General features: G+C 68.0%; 25 protein-coding genes and 2 pseudogenes. 18 read left to right on the forward strand and 9 right to left on the reverse strand.

The window, feature by feature from the left end; all coding sequences use genetic code 11:
- The 4 genes and pseudogenes from OTB19_RS36950 to OTB19_RS36965 form a co-directional block, all read left to right on the forward strand.
- Positions 1-1,615: polymorphic toxin-type HINT domain-containing protein (locus OTB19_RS36950; RefSeq protein WP_267803157.1), on the forward strand; the 1,615-nt coding region annotated here is incomplete at its 5' end.
- Positions 1,612-2,031, forward strand: a complete 420-nt coding sequence (locus tag OTB19_RS36955; protein WP_267803159.1) for a DUF4279 domain-containing protein — start codon at positions 1,612-1,614, stop codon at positions 2,029-2,031. The genes OTB19_RS36950 and OTB19_RS36955, both read left to right, overlap by 4 nt.
- A 45-nt stretch (positions 2,032-2,076) precedes the next feature.
- Positions 2,077-2,441 (forward strand): annotated as a pseudogene (locus OTB19_RS36960) (helix-turn-helix domain-containing protein); the annotation flags it as partial.
- Between the two features lie 1,242 nt (positions 2,442-3,683).
- The gene (locus tag OTB19_RS36965; RefSeq protein ID WP_267803160.1) at positions 3,684-3,809 is read left to right on the forward strand and encodes a hypothetical protein; all 126 of its coding nucleotides are present in this window, start codon (positions 3,684-3,686) and stop codon (positions 3,807-3,809) included.
- A gap of 105 nt (positions 3,810-3,914) precedes the next feature.
- Here OTB19_RS36965 and OTB19_RS36970 read toward each other — a convergent pair whose 3' ends face one another.
- From OTB19_RS36970 to OTB19_RS36985, 4 genes are all read right to left on the reverse strand, one after another.
- Complete coding sequence (locus tag OTB19_RS36970) at positions 3,915-4,070, reverse strand: DUF6131 family protein (RefSeq protein ID WP_267803197.1); 156 nt, start codon at positions 4,068-4,070, stop codon at positions 3,915-3,917.
- A 762-nt stretch (positions 4,071-4,832) separates the two neighbouring features.
- Positions 4,833-5,129, reverse strand: a complete 297-nt coding sequence (locus OTB19_RS36975) for a hypothetical protein (protein ID WP_267803161.1) — start codon at positions 5,127-5,129, stop codon at positions 4,833-4,835.
- Between the two features lie 62 nt (positions 5,130-5,191).
- Entirely contained in the window at positions 5,192-5,839 is a 648-nt protein-coding gene (locus OTB19_RS36980) for a hypothetical protein (protein WP_267803163.1), read from the reverse strand.
- A complete protein-coding gene (locus OTB19_RS36985) occupies positions 5,830-6,474 on the reverse strand; it encodes an RNA polymerase sigma factor (RefSeq protein WP_267803165.1) in 645 nt (214 codons plus the stop codon). The genes OTB19_RS36980 and OTB19_RS36985 overlap by 10 nt, the downstream gene beginning before the upstream one ends.
- Positions 6,475-6,637: 163 nt before the next feature.
- Between OTB19_RS36985 and OTB19_RS36990 the strand changes: the two genes are divergently transcribed.
- The 6 genes from OTB19_RS36990 (at position 6,638) to OTB19_RS37015 (ending at position 9,526) form a co-directional block, all read left to right on the forward strand.
- The gene (locus OTB19_RS36990; RefSeq protein WP_267803167.1) at positions 6,638-7,114 is read left to right on the forward strand and encodes an Asp23/Gls24 family envelope stress response protein; all 477 of its coding nucleotides are present in this window, start codon (positions 6,638-6,640) and stop codon (positions 7,112-7,114) included.
- A gap of 50 nt (positions 7,115-7,164) precedes the next feature.
- On the forward strand, positions 7,165-7,344 hold the full coding sequence (locus OTB19_RS36995; RefSeq protein ID WP_267803168.1) for a hypothetical protein: 180 nt from the start codon (positions 7,165-7,167) through the stop codon (positions 7,342-7,344).
- Between the two features lie 53 nt (positions 7,345-7,397).
- Complete coding sequence (locus tag OTB19_RS37000) at positions 7,398-7,742, forward strand: hypothetical protein (RefSeq protein WP_267803170.1); 345 nt, start codon at positions 7,398-7,400, stop codon at positions 7,740-7,742.
- Between the two features lie 34 nt (positions 7,743-7,776).
- Positions 7,777-8,412, forward strand: coding sequence for a DUF6286 domain-containing protein (locus tag OTB19_RS37005; protein WP_267803172.1), 636 nt, complete (start codon positions 7,777-7,779; stop codon positions 8,410-8,412).
- 50 nt (positions 8,413-8,462) lie between these two features.
- Entirely contained in the window at positions 8,463-9,065 is a 603-nt protein-coding gene (gene amaP / locus OTB19_RS37010) for an alkaline shock response membrane anchor protein AmaP (protein ID WP_267803174.1), read from the forward strand.
- 290 nt (positions 9,066-9,355) lie between these two features.
- A complete protein-coding gene (locus OTB19_RS37015) occupies positions 9,356-9,526 on the forward strand; it encodes a CsbD family protein (protein WP_267803176.1) in 171 nt (56 codons plus the stop codon).
- A gap of 120 nt (positions 9,527-9,646) precedes the next feature.
- Here the strand turns inward: OTB19_RS37015 and OTB19_RS37020 are convergent.
- The 4 genes and pseudogenes from OTB19_RS37020 to OTB19_RS37035 all read right to left on the reverse strand — a co-directional run.
- Positions 9,647-9,949 (reverse strand): annotated as a pseudogene (locus OTB19_RS37020) (SRPBCC family protein); the annotation flags it as partial.
- A gap of 222 nt (positions 9,950-10,171) precedes the next feature.
- Positions 10,172-11,008: a VOC family protein gene (locus tag OTB19_RS37025; protein ID WP_267803199.1), complete on the reverse strand. Its 837-nt coding sequence runs from the start codon at positions 11,006-11,008 to the stop codon at positions 10,172-10,174.
- A gap of 342 nt (positions 11,009-11,350) precedes the next feature.
- Complete coding sequence (locus tag OTB19_RS37030; RefSeq protein WP_267803178.1) at positions 11,351-12,433, reverse strand: SRPBCC family protein; 1,083 nt, start codon at positions 12,431-12,433, stop codon at positions 11,351-11,353.
- A gap of 3 nt (positions 12,434-12,436) precedes the next feature.
- On the reverse strand, positions 12,437-13,501 hold the full coding sequence (locus tag OTB19_RS37035) for a histone protein (protein WP_267803179.1): 1,065 nt from the start codon (positions 13,499-13,501) through the stop codon (positions 12,437-12,439).
- A 196-nt stretch (positions 13,502-13,697) separates the two neighbouring features.
- Between OTB19_RS37035 and OTB19_RS37040 the strand changes: the two genes are divergently transcribed.
- The 8 genes from OTB19_RS37040 to OTB19_RS37075 all read left to right on the forward strand — a co-directional run bounded on the left by OTB19_RS37040 (position 13,698) and on the right by OTB19_RS37075 (position 17,479).
- Positions 13,698-14,072: a gas vesicle protein gene (locus tag OTB19_RS37040; protein WP_267803181.1), complete on the forward strand. Its 375-nt coding sequence runs from the start codon at positions 13,698-13,700 to the stop codon at positions 14,070-14,072.
- 29 nt (positions 14,073-14,101) lie between these two features.
- Positions 14,102-14,569, forward strand: coding sequence for a gas vesicle structural protein GvpA (locus OTB19_RS37045; RefSeq protein WP_267803183.1), 468 nt, complete (start codon positions 14,102-14,104; stop codon positions 14,567-14,569).
- A 3-nt stretch (positions 14,570-14,572) separates the two neighbouring features.
- Positions 14,573-15,289 carry a GvpL/GvpF family gas vesicle protein gene (locus OTB19_RS37050; protein ID WP_267803185.1) on the forward strand — a complete coding sequence of 239 codons (717 nt, stop codon included), beginning with the start codon at positions 14,573-14,575 and terminating at the stop codon, positions 15,287-15,289.
- 38 nt (positions 15,290-15,327) lie between these two features.
- Positions 15,328-15,576 (forward strand): gas vesicle protein GvpG, encoded by a 249-nt coding sequence (locus tag OTB19_RS37055; RefSeq protein WP_267803187.1) that lies wholly within the window; start codon positions 15,328-15,330, stop codon positions 15,574-15,576.
- A 101-nt stretch (positions 15,577-15,677) separates the two neighbouring features.
- A complete protein-coding gene (locus OTB19_RS37060; RefSeq protein ID WP_267803200.1) occupies positions 15,678-16,034 on the forward strand; it encodes a gas vesicle protein in 357 nt (118 codons plus the stop codon).
- Positions 16,031-16,879: a GvpL/GvpF family gas vesicle protein gene (locus tag OTB19_RS37065; RefSeq protein WP_267803189.1), complete on the forward strand. Its 849-nt coding sequence runs from the start codon at positions 16,031-16,033 to the stop codon at positions 16,877-16,879. Before OTB19_RS37060 ends, OTB19_RS37065 begins: the two co-directional genes overlap by 4 nt.
- Complete coding sequence (locus OTB19_RS37070) at positions 16,876-17,097, forward strand: gas vesicle protein (protein WP_267803191.1); 222 nt, start codon at positions 16,876-16,878, stop codon at positions 17,095-17,097. Before OTB19_RS37065 ends, OTB19_RS37070 begins: the two co-directional genes overlap by 4 nt.
- Positions 17,087-17,479 (forward strand): gas vesicle protein K, encoded by a 393-nt coding sequence (locus OTB19_RS37075; protein ID WP_267803193.1) that lies wholly within the window; start codon positions 17,087-17,089, stop codon positions 17,477-17,479. Before OTB19_RS37070 ends, OTB19_RS37075 begins: the two co-directional genes overlap by 11 nt.
- Before the next feature lie 177 nt (positions 17,480-17,656).
- Here OTB19_RS37075 and OTB19_RS37080 read toward each other — a convergent pair whose 3' ends face one another.
- Positions 17,657-18,061 (reverse strand): TetR-like C-terminal domain-containing protein, encoded by a 405-nt coding sequence (locus OTB19_RS37080; protein WP_267803195.1) that lies wholly within the window; start codon positions 18,059-18,061, stop codon positions 17,657-17,659.
- Positions 18,062-18,285: the final 224 nt, after the last annotated feature.

Consider the following 18,285-nt stretch of genomic DNA (forward strand, 5'->3'; position numbering starts at 1 on the left):
GCCGCCTCGCTGCGGTCCCGCTGAGAATTCTGCCTCGATATCACTGTGCGTCACTTTCCGTTCGAGGCAGGAACCGGACCAGACAGGAGCAATCATCCCCTACTCACACAACCTGGTATACACCCTCCACGCGAACGAGGAGGCGGACCCTGAGCGCAGGCGGGCGCTCTTCAAGCAGTTCGTCACGACGTACAAGGCCGCGCAGCCGCACCTGGACAAGCTCCGCACCAACCTCGTCAAGGCGTCGCGCGTCCTCGGCACCGAGAACGAGTCGGCCGAGATCCTCACCATGCTCACGGTGATCATGGGGGACTACTTCCCGGAGCCGAAGCCGATCGAGCCGTCGCCGAGCGGCCCGACCTGGGACATCTGGGCAGACCTCAAGGACATGGGCAAGGCCCTCGACCAGATCAACGCCGGGTTCGACAAGATGAACGCCGCCCTCGACGACATGAACGCCATCATGGTCGAGGTCAACGACAGCATCGACGGGATGAACAGGGGTATCGCCCAGGCAAACCGGGGCATGGACAGGCTCAACGAGGGCGTCCGTGAGATGAACGACGCCCTGGGGAAGACTAACAATGCCGTAAAGGGCATGAACAAGGCCGCGGAGCGCATCCACGAGGTGCCGGAGTTCAACTTCGACTTCTCGCACGTCGCCGAGAACGTCGGCGCGAACCAGACCCCGGCCGAAGTGCTCGCCGCCCAGGACCGCCGGATGGGCCTCGTGCTCGACCTGCTGCCCGGCATCGGCGACGGCAAGGGCGTTCTGCAGGCCATCACCGGCAAGGACCTCGCCACCGGCGAACACCTGAGCCCCGTAGACCGGGCCTTGGGCGCGGTCGTCGTGCTGCGCTGGCTCAAGGTCGGCGGCAAACTCGACCCCGACGACATCCGCAAGGCCCAGCGGCGCGGACGACCGTGCAACAGCTTCCCGGCCGGCACACCCGTACTGATGGCGGACGGCTCCCACAAGCCGATCGAGAACGTACGGGTGGGCGACACGGTCCTCGCCACGGACCCCGCATCGGGAGCCACCGGCCCGCGGAGCGTCGATGACGCGATCTACACCCCCGACGGCCGAGCCTTCACCGGCATCACACTCGACGCCGCAGTAGGCGGAGGCTCCCTCACCACGACGGACCACCACCCCTTCTGGTCGCAGAACCACGAGCAGTGGACCGATGCCGGCGACCTCAAGGCGGGCGACACCCTCCGCACCGCCGACGGCGCCCCAGCACGGATCGACCAGGTCACGCACTGGAAGACCCTCCAGCCGGCGTACAACCTGACTGTCAACGACCTCCACACCTACTATGTGCTGGCCGGCGAGACGCCGGTGCTCGTGCACAACGCTTCGTGCGACTTCATCCCCGGCGAGATCCCCGATGCCGCGGCCATCGACCGCGGTTCGCTGGTGAAGCTCAAGGAGAAGCAGCTCGAGAAGGCCCTCAAGACCCTCGGCGAGGACCCGCACGGGTTCAAGGCCGACTGGGTCGGAAAGAACATGGTCTCCCGGTTCGACGCGATGCGCGACGGTGACAGTCGAATCATCCTAGTGAGCAAGGACGGCAGGATCTTGGTTCCGACGAATTACAGGTTCCGGCCATGAGCGCGTTCCGCATGTACCTGCGCGTGGTCAGCGAGACCTTGCAGCCGGAGGAAATCTCCGAACGGCTGGGAGCGGAACCCGACGAGATGATGGCGATCGGCAGCCGCCGGCGCCCCCAGTCCCCCCCACGCTCCCACTCCACCTGGATCCGCCACGCCGGCCGCGCCCGACCGGAAGACCTGGAACCGGTGATCCTCGCCTGGGGTCCGGACCTCGCCGCGGCCCTCGGCCGCCTCGCCATCTCCGGCGAGGCCGCCGTCTGCCTGGAAATCGTCCAGGAGATCCGAGACCCCGACGACCCCCAACAAACGGGCATCGCCCTGAGCCCCGCCCTCCTCTCCTGGCTCGCCACCTCCCACGCCTCCCTCGACATCGACCAATACATCCACCACGACTGCCCCGCCCCCACCCCGTAGCCTCCGCTCCCACGAGTCGCGGTGACCAACGAAGCCCCGCCGGGCATCCGGCGGGGCTTCGTTGGCCCCGGGCTCACTTCCCGCAAAATCTTCTGGATAGCCCCGTCCGCCGGGCTGAGCCCGCACTGTTTCGGGAAGCTGGTGGCCGTGCTGCGGCGCGAGGGTGCGGACGCGGTCCGCAAGGTCCGGCCGTGGAGCCCTCCGCCGGAGGACCGGGCACTTCTGGTCGCGGAGTATTGGCGCACGAACTTGCCGATGCGGCAGATCGCACCGCTCTTCGGGGTCTCGAAGTCATCGACGCCGACACCCGCCTGGTCGTCGCGGTCGGCCGGCCCCTGCCCGGGAATCGCAACGACTGCAAGGCATGGGAGGAATCCGGCGCCAAGGCCGCCGTCGGCCGGACCAGGACCAGGCCCCTGCGCCGGCTGTCCGTCCTCACCATCACCTGGCTCGGGTAGCCACCCGGCAACGCCCCAACCCCGGCATTGCAACTGCCGGGTGGCGGCCCTGTGCGGGTTGTGGCTGTGCGGTGGGCACACTTCCGGTGGTCTGGGCGAGCCTGGTTGCATTCGGCTCTGCAACAGGGTTCCGGGCCTGTTCCCCCAGGTCGGAGCCGGTAACAACGGTGGCGGTAACTGGCTGGGTAACCGGGCCAGTAGCGGCAGCGCCGGGCAAGCCTCCGTCTCCCCGTGGACCCTACGGCGCCCCCTGTGCTTCCCCCTGCGGTGACGTCTGACCGCTGGAGGGCCGTTTTCGCAGGTCACCGGCCATGCGCGGCGTACCCGACGCCTCGACAATGGATGGGGTTGTTGGTGTTGGTTGGTCGTTGGTGCGTAGGGAGAGGGAGGTGGTGGGCGGGTCGCGGGCGCGGAGGTATGGGTCGGCGGCGAGGACTCGGGAGCAGGTTCTTGAGGGCCAGGGGTGGTGAAGGTGGCGACAGCGGCGCAGATCCGGTTGCTGGTGTGTCTGCCGGGCGGGCGACGAGGGTGGAGCTGGACGGGCGGCGGGTCACCGAGAAGCTGTGATCGTTGACGCCTGCGGGGTTGGAGGCGGCTGCGGTGGTCTTGGATCGGGTGGCACGCGAGATGTGTGAGACGGCGAAGGCTGCGGCGGTTTCGGGGGCGAAGCATGCGGTGAAGGTGACCGACACCCTCGCAGGGTTCCTGCAGACCCCGCCCGAACGGACCGCGCCGATGGTCCGCAAGGGCGCGGTGCCGGCGCCGACTCCGGCGCCGGTGGAGCGCCTGTCGGGGCTCGGGCCGATCGCGGCCTGGTCGACCGGAAGTGCCCCTGCCGGTGACCGGGAGCTTCGGGGCGCCGGGTCGGGGCAGTGTCCGCGCCGACATGGTGTTAACCGCGCCCCCACCGAGTTGCCGTTGTTGTTGGTGGAGGTCGCCAACGGTACGGAGTTGCCGCCGACCTGGCGGAGAAGATCGCCCGCTACCGATGCTTCCTCGCCCGCACGGTCCCGCAGGCCGGACGGCTCACGGTGGGGGTGATGTCGCGTCGTGGCGCACGGTGTGGACGGCGCCCGCGGCGCGGACTCGGGAGGCGCATCCGCCGTTGGCGATCGTGTTCACGAAGAAGATGGCGCCAGGCGCGATGGAGGTGCGGATGCGGGAGGTCGAGCGTCTGAGCGTCCTGGAGTGGCTGTGGCAATGGCACACCGCCGGGACCTTCCCGGACGGCACCAGGGCGGCTACCGCGACTACACCGGCGCGGTGCCGGTGATCGTGGCGGTCCTGGACCTCTTGGAGGAGCCCACCCGGTGGCGGTGAACAGCGCCGCTGCAAGGAGTACGTACTCGCGAGCGTGCCATGTGGGCCACCGAGGGGAGCGGTGTCTCTCACACTTCCGTTGATGCTGTGGTGGGTGGTGGTGCTTCACCAGTAATGCTTACGGCCTCCGACGGAGTGACCGAGGGCGCCCACGATCCAGAGGATGACTCCGATGACGACGAGGATGATGCCGATTGTCCACAGGATGCTGATGCTCGTGAGGAAACCGACGATGAGAAGAATGACGCCGAGGACGATCATGGTGTCCTCCAGTTGTACTGAGGGTTTGCGTTCCGCCTGGAGGGGCGCCAGTTCGTTGGCGCCAACTTCTCCGCAGGGCGCATACCCGGAGCCGACATGATCACCCTCTTGGCCGGTGACAGGAACCATTGGCCGGTGCATCCCCTCCACGTTCGGTGTGCTCGGCCCCCTCTTCCAGCCGCGAGGGGCGAGCTTACTGAGCCGGGCGGTGGGAGGCTGCTTCAGGGCTGGTAGACGTCGGCCTGACGTCTGTTCGTGCCAGTGGCTGACTCACGGTTTCGCCGTCGATTCGGGAATCCGTTCGGGCCACCGCTCGCAGCGTCCGCCACATCTCCTTCTTGTCTTCCACCCACCCAGGCCGCTTGCAGTTCGAGGACATCACTCAGCGGCGACCGGTGAACGAGGCGGCCGTTGACTTCGAGCCGCCCTGCCGAGCAGGGTTTTGGGATGCGCGAGCGGGGCGTCCAGCGCCGTCACGATCTTCGCGCAGGCTGTCCCGGCGCTCTGTGACTTCCGCAGCCAGTTCGCTCGACCGCCGACCGGCGGGCGTCCCCTGGTGGGTCTGCGACATACCGCGGAGCAGGGTTACGCCGGCACCCGCGCGAGCCAAGTGGTTGTCGTGGTAGACGCGCGGCATCTGGTGCCCGCGCGGCGCGTTTCCTTGTGCGTTTCATGGTCACCGGTCACCGCTCCCATCGATCGTGTGCGCAATGGGGGATGGGTTCTGTCATTTGCGGCATCCGATATCGAGTCCAGTCGCATTCAGACGGTTCGGGTGACCGTGACGAGGACGGTCACCGATCCGACTGTTCGACGCTGGACGAGACAGGCGGTGACAGCGCTCCTTACCTCGTCGCGTACCTGCCGGGCGGTGTCCACGACGCGGCGGTCGGGGTGCAGGATGCACCGCACTTCCACGTGGCAGCCGCCGTCCGGGGTACTTCGGCAGCGGATGCCGGCCACTTCGCGGGGCGGCTTGTCCGGCGTGGTCATGGCGTGGCGCGCATGCGATGCGGCGAGAGCGAGTCGATCGGACAGCGCGGGCTGCAGTGCGTCCACGCCTGGAACGTCGAGGGCAGCCGCTGCTGCGGCCCGGGCAATGCCTTCCCAGGAAGAGGCGGTCATCGTTCACTCGGTTCAGGCTGTGTTCGGCGGGAGCGTTCCAGTACGCCGGTGACTTCCACGTTGACGGCGGTGACAGCGAGGCCCAGGACGTTCTGAGCCACGTGGAGAACGGCTTGGCGTACGGCTTCGGCCCTCTCCCGCAACGGCTGGTCGAGCGTGGTGGACAGGGTGATGGCGGCGACATGGAGCGCTTGGCCGCTCTGTTCGGGGATCAGCCGGCAGCTGGCGGCGCGGGCCCCGGGGACGGTGTCGGCCGCTCGGCGCAGTATCTTCGCGGCCGCGGTCTCGGCTATCCGCAGGTCGCGTCCGGGGTCGTTCAGCAGCAGCATGGCACCCAGCCTCGCCTCGGCCCGAACAGCGTTGATCACTCTGTTGGCGAGGCTGTGGCCATCGGGCTGTTCCTCGCCGCGCAAGGCATGGGTGGCCCGGTCCAGGGATGTCAATCCCTCGATGGCTTCGCGGCAGTAGGGGCAGTGGTTGGTGTGCGGGTCGGCGGCCCTGGCAGGGGTGCGGGCCTGTTCCCAGGCGTGCCCGAGGAGGCGTCCGCAGGGCAGTAGCGCTGAGCCGGCAAGCCGCTCGGCATCGGAGTGCGGGGGCGGGTTGGTCTGGGCCGCGGAGGTCGGGTGCGGGTCGTCTAGCGCCATGGGCGCATCGCCTCCATCAAAGCGCGTCGTGCGCGGAAGAGTCTGCCGCGCACCGTTTGTTCGGTGGTGCCCACCACGAGGGCGATCTCTTCGTAGTGCAGGCCGTGTAGCTCCCTCAGGACCCAGCAGACGCGCAGCTCGGGTCCAATCTCCAGGAGCGCTCGCATGAGTGCGGCTGCCGCGGCTCTCGTCTCGGCCATGCGGGGTGGCGAGCTGTCCGCGTCCACGGCGGGGGGTTCGGGGACCGCGTCCAGGGACAGCGGCTGAGGCCGGTTGCGCAGGGTGTTGAGGCAGCAATTCGTCACGATGCGGTACATCCATGTGCCGAAGGAGGAGGTGTGGCGGAAATCCGGAAGTCGCCTCCAGGCGCTGAGGAAGGCGTCCTGTACCGCGTCCTCGGCGTCCGCCCGATTGCCGAGCAGATGCTGCGCGAGAGCAAGGAGACGGCTGCTGTGCCGGCGGACCAGGAGAGCGAAGGCTTCTTCGTCTCCTTCGGAAGCCCGGACCGCCAGCACCCTGTCGTCCGCGTCGCGCAAGGTATCCGTGGCTGGGGTAAGGCAGGCGACGGTCCGCGGCGCCGGCCGCAGCGGGCGGGTCGTGCCGTGCAGGGGTGACGGACTGGTCTGGTTGCGCATCCGCCGCTCCCTTCTGCCGAAGACGTCGGTCGCGGCCTGACGTACGCACTCTTCGATCGTAGGCGGTGTGGCCGCAGGGCGAGGAGTGAGGAATGTTCGTGCGATGTGTCCAACACATGAGGGCGCCGCAACGGCGCTGCCAGGACACCATGGGGAGGTCCTCATGTCGGACACCATCAGCCCCACCGCAGGCGGTGATTCCCGCCCCGCGGGCAAGGCCCTCACGGGCCATACAGGCTCCGGGACGGCGCCCGAGACGCGAGGTCGGACCTCGATCGCCGACAGCGTCGTCGAAAAGATCGCGGGAATGGCCACACGCGAGGTGCCGGGCATCCACAGTCTCGGCTCCGGGATGGCTCGCACGCTCGGAGCCGTCACAGACAAGGTTCCGGGGGGTAAGCCCAGCGTGTCGCGAGGCGTGAAAGTCGAGGTGGGCGAGCGGCAGGCGGCCGTCGATCTGGACGTGGTCGTGGAGTACGGCGTTGCCATCGTGGACATCGCCGGCGATGTCCGCAACAGCGTCATCACAGCCGTGGAACGCATGACCGGCCTTGAGGTCGTCGAGGTGAACATCACCGTCGACGACGTCCATCTCCCCGATGAGGAAGACGAGGAGGAAGGCGAGAGCCGCGTGCAGTAACCCTCGGCGCCCGAGTCGAGACACATCGACGTGAAATCCAGGTGAGTGAAATGAACGCAGCAACCGTGGGCCTGCTGGCCGGCATGGCCTTGGGCTTCGCCGCCTTCTTCGGCGGCTTCTGGGCGTTCCTGTTGGTGGCGTTCTTGGGTTTGGTAGGCCTGATTATCGGCCGCATGCTGCAGGGTGACCTTGAGCTGTCCGACTTCACGCGGTCCCGGGACCGGCAGTGACCTCGCAAACAGCCCACGCCCTGTCCGGAACGGCAGCCCACTCCGCGCCGCCCGTGGCGGCAACCGAGCGCGGTGCAACGGTGATCCCGGAAAGGGTCGTGGCCCGTATCGCGGCGCGCGCGGCACGGGAGGCACTCGCCACCCATACGGAGACCGCGAAGGCGTCCGCGAAGATGAACGCCCCACGCGCTTCGGTCACCGCCGGCGGCGGTACCGCGCGGCTGGGGCTCACGATGGACCTGCCCTATCCGATAGACGTCTCCGATGCCTCGCGGCATGTGCAGCAGTACGTCAGCGAGCGGGTAGCCCAGCTGACAGGGATGCGGGTCACCGAATGCACTCTCGACATCGCGCACTTGGTTCCCGCCGAAGGCCTGAGTAGCCGACGCGTGAAGTAACCGGACCGCCTGTCCACCGGGAAGGAGAGCCGGGATGAAACGCGACACGACGGAAGAGCCCGCCGAACCCGACACGGTCACCTCCCGCACGGTCGGGCTGGTGCCCGAGAAACCTCGGCCCGGTCCGCACTCGAAAGCGAGACGTCCCTGGTCCGCCCGCCGCATACCCGCCGCGCTGACAGCGCTGCTCGTCGGGGCTGTGGCGGGAACACTCTTGTTCGACATCGCCAGGGTTCGCGCCGGACAGCCCGCCTCGGGTTGGCGTATACGTCTCGCGAACGAACTGGCCACCCGGCCAATGGATGATGTCCGGATACAGATCGCCGCCGCCGTCATCGCCGTTCTCGGCCTGTGGTTGCTGGTTCTGGCATTCACCCCCGGCCTGCGCCGGGAGATGCCGATGGAAACACCCGACGCGGACTTGCGAGCCACACTGGACCGCGACGCCGCGGCGCTGCTCCTGCGGGATGCCGCCATGCGCGTACCTGGCGTCAGCGCCGCGAAGGTGCAGATCTTCAGGAACCGCATCAGGGTGCGCGCGGACGCGCGCTTCCGCGCCCCCGCCGATGTCAAGGCCGACCTGCTGCTCGCTCTCCAGGCGGAGCTCAACCGGCTCACCCTGGTCCGTCCTCCCTCGCTCGCCATTCGAGTTCGCCCACGCAGCAAGTAGCTACTCGTCCACGGGGCTCGCTGCCGAGCGAGAGACAGGAGACGGATCCCATGAAGAGGAAATCCGCAGTCAACCGAATCCTGCTGGCCCTGACCGGCATCGTCCTGCTGGGAGGCGGCCTGCTGATGCTGGCAGGCAGCTTCGACCTGTACAGGAGCTGGCGCATGACACCACCCCAGGGCTTGCCTCTGACGGATCCCCGAGCAGTCCTGCTCACGCGCCCCGACCAGACCCGCTGGACGGACGAGGGATGGTGGTGGCCCACTGTCATCGCCGTGCTGGCCATCGTCGTCCTGCTGGCCCTGTGGTGGCTTCTGGCACAACTGCGCCGTACTCACCCCGGCCGGATTCCCGTCGGGGGTCCGTCGCCCGCGGACGCTGTGGAGTTGCGTGAGCGCGCCCTCAGCGACGCCCTGGCAGCCGATGTTCAGCATCTGCCCGGCGTCGTGCGGGCCCGCGCGCGGATGAGTGGCACGTCTCGCCATCCAGAAGCCCACGTCGATCTCACGCTGACTCCCGACAGTGAGCCCGGCCCCGTCCTGCAGGCGCTGTGCGACGGGCCGCTGGGGCGGGCCCGCCGGTCCACCGGCCGGGCTCTGCCCGCCAAGGGGCGGTTGAGGGTCACCCCGCACAAGGCGCACCGCGCCGAATAGCCGCGTGAGGCGCCTTGGGCTGCCGTGTGACGGCTTTCGGGCGGCAGCGGACGCAGGTAGGCACGGTGACAGATCCCCGACCTCACGAGTCGGTCTTCAATGCGCGGCCGCCCGTGGTCGTGGCCGGGCCACCACCCCGTCCCGAGCGTGGTGGCAACGTCGTAGCGATCCGAGAAGCAGGCAATTGTGCTGTTCGATTCAAAATCGTGCTTATCGGTCACGGAGGAGGGTAGAGGCAGAGAAGATTAGCTACGAACCGCGCCCGAGGCTGCGGTGCGGAGGTGACAAGGATGTCGGGCAAGAAGGTCAAGAACGTAGCCCAGAAGGCCAAGGGCAAGATGAAGGAAACCACCGGCCAGGTTGTCGGAAACGAGAGCCTGGAGGCGAAAGGGGCCCGCGAACAGATGGCGGGCGATGCCAAGCAGACGATGCAGAAGGCCAAAGACACGCTGAAGCACTGAGCACCTGCGCGGGGCTGCGTCAGGCGGATGGGGGAGAGGGCCGGCGAAGATGCCGGCCCCTCTCCAGTGCTCAGGTCCAGGACCCGTGCCTTCTCATGCCGGCGCCGCCGCCCGCGTGGTTATGTTGCCTGTCTTTTCGAAGACCCCGGAGGGGTAGTACTCGACGACGAGGACGATGCGGGTTGGCGACGGTGCAAATTCGTGGAAGCTGACGCAGCCGCGTGTGCTGCCCTTGGCACGTTCAGAGGTCCATACGATCCGCTCGTCGGGTATCTGCTCCTGGACGGTGGCCTTCCAACCACGGGTCGAGGGGCCGACTTTGAGCTTCCAGTCGCTGGTGGTGTCATGGTTGCGGGATACGTCGCGTACCCCCTTGGCGAACCCGCTGAAGTCCTCGTACTGGCTCCAGTGGTCGTACACGGTGCCATGACCTACCTCCGCGTGGAGGGCTTGCGGCCTGGTGTCTTCTTCGCCGCAGTCTTCTTGGCCGCCGTCTTGAGTGCCGGGGTGCGCGCCGCGGTCTTCTTCGCGGCCGTCTTGCGCGCGGGACCGGGTGCCGCGGTCTTCTGTCGATGCCGTGGTCTTCTGGAATCGCGAGGAGGACGGCGACCTGGGCGGCACACCTCGCGTACCTGACACTCGGGGTCAGTCGTCGTCCTCCCCGTCGGAGGGTGGTTCCATGCCAGTGGACGGGGGTCGGGGTGCGCCGCCTGGCCGGTGGAGAGTGAACAGGCCGCCTTCCGGGTCTCGTACCGTCAGGCGCTGGTTCCCGCCTGGCGGCTGGTTCTCGGCAACGATGCTGCCCCCGTGACGGAGGACCGCCGCTCCCGCGATCCGGAGGTCGGCAACTTTGAAGTGGACTCGCCAGCGGGGGCGCAGTTGCGGGCTGGGTGAGCCGCTATCGACCGGGCCGCTGTTCAGGCGGGCCACCGCCTGTCCCTCGTGGCGCAGCACCACTTGGTCCTGTTCGTAGGAGACCTCGCAGCCGTTTGGATACTTTCCGTCGACCCATTCGAGCACCCGGCCGTAGAAGAGGGCGGCATCGAAGGCGTTCTTGGTGTGTAGTTCCAGCCATGCGGGAGCGTCGCCGTCGCCAACCCGCCAGTCGGACAGGACGCGCCCTTCCCACACGCCGAAGCACGCGCCCTCAAGGTCGGTCGCGAGCGCAGCCCGGCCACCGGGCGGGAAGGCGACGGGACCGATCCCGACGGTGCCGCCGGATTCGCGGATGCGGGCCACCGTCGCATCCGCGTCGTCGACCGCGAAATATGGGGTCCAGGCGACCGGCGCCGCGAAGTCGGCTGCCACCGCTCCCATGCCCGCGATCGGTACTCCGTCCAGGACGGCCACCGAGAATCCTTGACCCATGTCGGTGGGCCGAAAGGTCCACCCCAGCACGCCTGCGTAGAACTTTTGGGCCGTGTGCAGATCGCGCGCCATGAGGCTGAGCCAGCACGGCGTGCCCGTGATGTCTGTCGTCATCTGCACCACGTGTTCATCTCCCACCGTCCGAAACACCCTCCGCGGCCGTCCGGACACCGTTGAGGGAGACCGGGCCGTCGGGCTGGGACCATCCGAAGCCTGCCCCGTACCGTTCTGTGCTCTCGCGGTCGGGGTACGGGCCGAGCAGCTCGTACGTCACGCGCCGCGTGGTGTGGAGGTGAGAGGAATGGGCGCAGGCAAGAAGGTCAAGAACGTTGCGAAGACAGAAGGCCAAGGGCAGGACACGCTGAAGCACTGACTTTCGGAGAGGCTTGTGTGAGGTGTCGTGGGGGTGAGGGCCGGCGGATGACCGCCGGCCCTCACATGTGTCGTTCCGGGGAGTCATGCGGAGCGTGAGCCCCGACGTCGCCGGGCAGGGGAGGTCTCGTACTCCTCGTCCTCGTCTGCTTCGTCCTCTTCCTCCTCCTCGTCCTCTGGTTCGTCTTCGTCCGCGTACTCCGTGTCGTCCCCCTCGTCGCCCTCGTCCTCGTCGCCTTCGCTGCCTTCCTCTCCTTGCTCTTCGTCCTTCGTGTACTCCTCGTCCTCGTCGGCGTATTCCTCGTCGCCTTCGTCGTCACCGTCGCCTTCCTCGCCCTCTTCTGCCTGTTCCTCTTCGAGGGCTTCTTCGTGTGTCTGGACGACTTCCCCGTCTCGGATCTCGCCGCGCCAGCCTTCCGGTTCGTCGGTGGTGAGCATGGTGTGGCGCAGGAAGTTCTTGAGGTCCAGGCGCAGACGGCGGCCCTGGGCGCGCCAGAGGTTGCCGGTCTTCTCGAAGAATCCGGAGGGGTAGTACTCGACGACGATGACGATGCGGGTCAGTGACGGCGCGAGCTCGTGGAAGGTGACGCAGCCGCGGGTGGTGCCCTTGGCGCCCTCGGACGTCCACACGATGCGGTCGTCTGGGATCTGCTCCTGGACGGTGGCCTTCCAGGAGCGTGTGGACGGGCCGACCTTGACCTTCCAGTCGCTGGTGGCGTCGTCGCCGCGGGAGACATCCCGGACACCCTTGGCGAATCCGCTGAAGTCCTCGTACTGCGTCCAGTGGTCGTAGACCGTACGCAAGGGAAGGCCAACGTCGAGGACCTCGACGATGTTCATCAGCTTGCCGCCGCCGCTCTTGCGGCCCTTGCCCTTACCCCCTCCGAAGGCCTCGGTGACTTTGTCCTTGAGATTGCCGAACTTCTGCCCGGCGAAGGCCTTGAGCGGAGAGTCACCTTGTAGGAGCCGCCCGCCGATGCCGGCGACGTCGGAGAGGCTGCCCTTGTTGTCGGCCACGTCCTGTAGCTGGCCGGTCACGTCGGAGAGTTTGTCGGTGGCCTTGTCGGCAAGCTGGTCGGCCTGGGCGGATACGAAACCGGAGAGTTCGTTCAGCAGCTGGTCGAAGCCGGAGGGCTTGGACGAGCCGGTGCGGTCTGACGGTGCCATGGCCTACCTCCGCGTGGACGGCTTGCGGGCCGCGGTCTTCTTGGCGGCTGTCTTGCGGGCCGGGCTGCTGCGGCCGGCGCTCTTCTTCGCGGCGGCCTTCGCCGGGGTGCTCTTGCGACCAGAGCTCTGACCTGCGGCAGTGCTCTTGCGCGGGGGGCTGCTCTTCTTCGCGGCCGTCCTGGGCGCGGTCCGGGAGGCGGCGCTCTTCTTCGCCGGCGCCGTCTTCGAGGCAGGCCTGCCGCCCGCGCTCTTCTTCGCCGCCGCCTTCTTCGCGGGTGCGGCCTTCTTCGCCGGGGCCTTCTTTGCCGGTGCCCTCTTGGTGGGGGCCTTCTTTTCCGGTGCGGCCTTCTTGGCCGGCGTGCGCTTGGCGGGCGCGGCCTTCCGGGCGGGCGCTGACTTCTTCGCCGGAGCAGGGCGCTGTCGGGCTTCACGCTCGGGGGCGGCGCGCTTGCCGGTGCGGGCACGCGTCGCGGTACGGGTCCGTCGCGGCGGCGGGGGAGGCTCCTCCTCCTCCGGCTCCTCGTCCTCCTCTGGCTCCTCGTCCTCCTCTGGCTCCTCCTCCTCGGCCTCTTCCTCCTCCTCGTCCTCGAACTCCTCCGGTTCTTCCTCCTCGTCCTCCTCTTCTTCGTCTTCCTGGGCGTCCTCCTCGTCCTCCTCTTCGTCCTCCTCGTCCTCGTCCTCGTACGGTTCCTCGTCTTCGTCCTCGTACTGATCCTCGTCCTGCTCGTCGTCGTCCCGGCCGCGGGCGGCATCGCCTCGGGTGAGTTCGAGGGTGCGTTCGTGCAGGGTGCCGGCGAGGTCGGCGAGCTTGCGGTTGGCAGCGGTGGTCAGCGCCTGGCGGCCGGCTTCGAGGGCTTCGCCGCGCAGTTGTTCGCCGAGTTCCGCGAACTGGGGCATCTCCTTGAGCTGGGAGGCCCCTTGCTTGAGAAGTTGTCCGGGGTCGAGCCCGAACCGCCGACCGGCGAGGTAGGTCGCGAGGCTGAACGCCACGCGCCCCTTCTTCGTCCGGCCGAGAACGTATCCCCCAGCCACGGCGGCTGCGAGTGCGATCTTGGTGGTGTCCTCCATGATTCATCCCCTACCAGGGCGCATACGGATCTGCTGGTCTCGCATGAGGACGGCCGCCTTGGTACTGCGGCTGTCCCTCGGTGAGACGGGTCCTGCCGGGCGTTCTGCGGAAAATCCGTCTGCCCTGTGCAGGACTTATCGCGCAATATAGTGACATTCTAGTTTCTGTGAGGCCTTCTCCCCAAGGGAGGGGTATATGGCCGCAGCGGAACCTGCACGCCCCCGGCGAGTCTCCTCGCACGCCGCCGGTGAGGGCGAAGCGCAGGACAGGAGAACGCCCCGGCGCACTCCGCCCCGGCGCCGTTCCGCGGCGCCCGGGCCGGCGGTCGCGATGCGGGCCGCGGCTCAACAACTCGCCGAACTCCTGGGCCGACTCCCAGACTCCGTCTCCTCACTGAAGCCGACCGAGGACGGTTGGGAGGCGCACGTGGAGGTGGTGGAACTGGAACGCATCCCCGATACCACCAGCGTCATGGCCAGCTACCGCGTCACGCTGGACGGGGAGGGCGAGCTCATCTCCTACGAACGCACGCGCCGCTACACCCGCGGCATGATCGACCGGCCGACCTGACAACGGGACGGTCGACGGAAGGAGGCGCCATGACCATGGTGCCGCAGGGCGGCAGCCCCGTCGCACGGGGACAGGCAGGTGGATCGAGCAGCCTCTACGACGTCCTGGAACTCATTTTGGATCGCGGGCTGGTCATCGACATCTTCATCCGTGTGTCCTTGGTGGGCATCGAACTCCTCAAGATCGACGTGCGAATCGTCGTGGCCAGCGTCGATACGTATCTCCGTTTCGCGGAAGCCTGCAACCGCCTCGACCTCGAAGCCGGCCGCAAGGCGCCCGCCCAGCTTCCCGACGTCATGGGAAAGGTGATGGAGGGCGGGGCCCACGGGAAGTCCAAAGGAGCGCTCACCGGCGCCGTCGAAGCCGTGACCGACTCCCTGACCGGCAAATCCTCCGAATCCCGCGACTCCGACGAAGACGACGACGAGGTGGAGGAAGAAGCACCCAGGCGGCGCCGGCCCGCTGCCCGGCGCCCGGCACGGCGGGAGAGGGAGTGACCCATGCCGCTCTACGTGTACTCCATCACCGCGAAGGACCACCCGCGGCAACTGGACGGCGTCAACGGAATCGGTGCCGAGCCCTCCCCGCTACGCACGGTGGCACAAGGGAAGCTGTGCGCGGTGGTCAGCGACATCAACGAGGAGATCCGGCCCAAGCGCCGCGACCTCGCCGCGCACCAGGAGGTCCTGGAACGCCTGATGGTCGACGGCACCGTCCTGCCCCTGCAGTTCGGCTACGTCGCCACCGACGACCTCGTGGTGAGCGAGGCCCTCCAGTCCAATGCGGAGGCCTACCTCGCCGCGCTGCAGCGCCTGGAGGGCTGCGCCGAGTACCACGTCCGAGCCTCGCAGGAAGATGAGGCGCCACTGCTGCATCAGATCCTCCAGGACCTGCCCGAAGCGAAGGACCTCAATGAGCGGATCCGCAACGGCGACCGCGATCCCGGCCTGCCCCTCGCCTTGGGCGAAATGGTCGCCCGAGAGGTCCAGGTTCGACAGGAAAGCCTGGCGACCGGCCTGACCGAAGCACTCCTTCCCCTGGCCCGCGAGCATCTCCTCCGCTCGCCCTCCGGCACCGACTTCCTCAACCTCTCCCTCCTGGTGCCCCACGAGCACCGAGACCAGCTGCGCACCGCGGAGGCGAACGTCGCCCGTGAGATCGGCAGCGGCGTCGACCTGCGCTTTTCCGGCCCACTGCCCCCCTACAGCTTCGTATGACCCCGAACCGCTCCTGGGCGGGAAAGGAGGACAGACCCATGGGACTGCTGACCTACCTTCTGACGCTCCCCGTGGCGCCGGTACGCGCTGTCACCTGGGTCGCGCAGCGCGTCGTCGACCAGGCCGAGGAGGAGTACTACGACCCCGCCCCGATCTGGCGCCGCCTCGCCGATCTCGAACAGCAACTGCTGCGCGGAGAGATCGACCAGGAGACCTTCGACCGCCAAGAGGACGAACTGATCGACCGCCTGGAGGAGATCTCGGAATTCCGCCACCGTCTCCCCTGAACGCGAACGCGAGCAGGGAGCACCACTGAACGCGAGGAGGGAGCATCGCCGTGAGCGAACCACTGCCCGGCCGACCCGGATCCTTCGCCTCCCGCGCGCCGATGCCGTACGGGCAGACCTCCACCTCCAGCCTCGCCGACATCCTTGAACGGGTCCTGGACAAGGGGATCGTCATCGCAGGCGACATCCGCATCAACCTGCTCGACATCGAGCTGTTGACCATCAAACTCCGGATCTTGATTGCCTCCGTGGACAAGGCCAAGGAGATGGGCATCGACTGGTGGGAACACGACCCGTCCCTGTCCAGCCGGCACACCGGCAGCCCCCTGGAACAGGAGAACCGCCGCCTACGCACCGAACTCGATGCCCTGCGCGCCCAGCTCGACCCCGGAGACGAAACTCCCCATGGTGACGAGCCCGACGACCCACCGCCCCGCCGACGGGGGAGCACACGGTGAACACCACGAGCCTCACCTACATCTACGCGGTCACCCAGCCGACCGTCTCGCTGGCGAAGGCCCTCACCACCCTGCGCGGCATCGCCGGCGCATCCCTGCGACTCCTGCCTCCCACCCCCGAGGAGACCTCCCCGGACGTCGGGGAGGCGCAGCTGGTGTTTGTGGCCGCCGACGTGCCCGAACACGACTTCAACGAGACCGCCCTCAAAGCCCACTTCGAAGACCTCGACTGGCTCGAAGACGTCGCCCGCACCCACCACGACATAGTCCAGGCCGTGGCCGCACATGCAACTGTCCTTCCCCTGCGCCTGGCCACCGTCTACCAGGACGACCACAGCGCCCGCCAAGCCCTCGTCCTCGGCAGACCGGCCTTCACCGAGAGCATGAACCAACTTCGAGATCACACCGAATACGGAGTGAAGATCTATCTCGCGGCCCCCACCGAGCCCGACCTCGCCCCACCCCCCGCGGAACCCCGCACACCAACCGCCGGCCCGGGCAAGGCCTACCTCCGGGCGCGCCGAACCCAGCACCACGCCCGCGAAGCCGTCCACCAGCAAGCCCAGCACGCAGCCGCAACCATCGAAGCCATCGCTGCCCGCCACACCACCCGGCGCGTGCGCCACGCTCCCCAACGCGGCGCCCTCACCGGACCCGAGGAGAACGTCCTGAACGACGCCTACCTCATTCCCAACGACCAGGCCGAGGACTTTCGGACCGCCATCGATGACGCCGCCCAAGGCTTCCCGGACCTGCGCGTGGAAGTCACTGGTCCTTGGGCCCCCTACTCCTTCGTCACCCTGGCGGACGCCCCCGCCCCGGACGCCGCCGAGCCACCGCCATGACCCTGGCCGGACGCGACGAACCCCTGCCCGACCGGCAAGTCGCCCTCGTCGACCTCCTCGACCGACTCCTGAGCGGCGGCGTCGTCCTGACCGGCGACATCGTCTTGTCCATCGCCGACATCGACCTCGTCCGCATCTCGCTGCGCGCCCTCATCGTCTCCGTCAGCTCCGAAGCCACCCCCGGCCAGGCACAGGGTGGAGACCACGATGAACCATGAACCAACCCCACCCCCGCGGCCTCCCCAGGATGTCGGTGCCAACCTCTCCCAGGCCTTCCGCCTCACCCAGGCACCTCCACCCGCCCACGGACAGAGCTCCCGCCCCGCCCGACATCTGCACACCGACCCCGAAACCGTCGGTGAGGACCTCCTCAAACTCGTCCTCACCCTGGTCGAGCTCGTGCGCCAGCTCATCGAACGCCAAGCCCTGCGCCGCGTCGACGCCGGCGACCTCAGCGACGACCAGGAAGAGGAACTCGGCGCGACACTCCTCGCCCTCCACGACACCCTCTCCGACCTGTGCGCCGAGCACGGCTATGCCTTGGAGGACCTCAACCTCGACCTCGGGCCCCTCGGCCCCCTCCTGCCTCCCCGCGACTGACACGGTGCCGGTTTCGGCCAGGCGGAGTGATCATGCACGTGGGCCGGCGGCCAGTCGCGTCCAGGCTGTGGTGGGCCCTGGTGGCTGCATGGGACGGTGCAGGCGCTGCCGATGGTCTGGCGGCACCGGCTCCCGGTCCCCGGAATCAGAATCACTCTTCGATCGGGGGCGCCGCGGTCAGCCGATCGCGAGCAGATCCAGCTCGGCCTCGTAGAGCAGGGCGGGATCAATGTCCATGCCGGCGAAATGACCGCTGAGCTCCAGGGACAGGACCCCGTGCAGCCGCGTCCAGAAGGCGACGGCCCGCCGCTGCGCAGACCCGGGGTCCAGGTCCTCCCGGTCCTCCCCGGGCTCCGCAGCGGGGCCGCACACAGGCCCGGAGTATCCCTTCCGGGCCGCGGCATCGCATGCGCCAAGGATTTGGCTCAAGATGTCCGACATCGTCGAGGTGCGATCGGCGGGACAGCGATAGCCCGGCACCGGCGGGCCGTAAACGAGGAAGTAGCGCTGCGGATCGGCGAGTGCCCACGCGCGCAAGGCGCGGGCCATGCTGCGGAGGTCGCTCTCACCGCCGTCGGCCACAGCCCGGAAAGTATCGGCCAGGCTCTGGTAGGCATCCCGGACCAGTTCGGTGAGCAGTGCATCCCGACTCGTGAAATATCGGTAGAGACCGGCACCGCTGAGCCTGGATCCACCGCGTAGTGGTCGGGCTGTGGATGGAGAAATCAGAAGAGGTGCCCGCTGACCTGGGATGATGGGAGTTTCTACGCTTCCATCAGACCCGAGCAAGAGGGCACCTCGTAAGT

It is taken from the genome of Streptomyces sp. H27-H5, assembly GCF_026627505.1.
Lineage (GTDB): Bacteria > Actinomycetota > Actinomycetes > Streptomycetales > Streptomycetaceae > Streptomyces.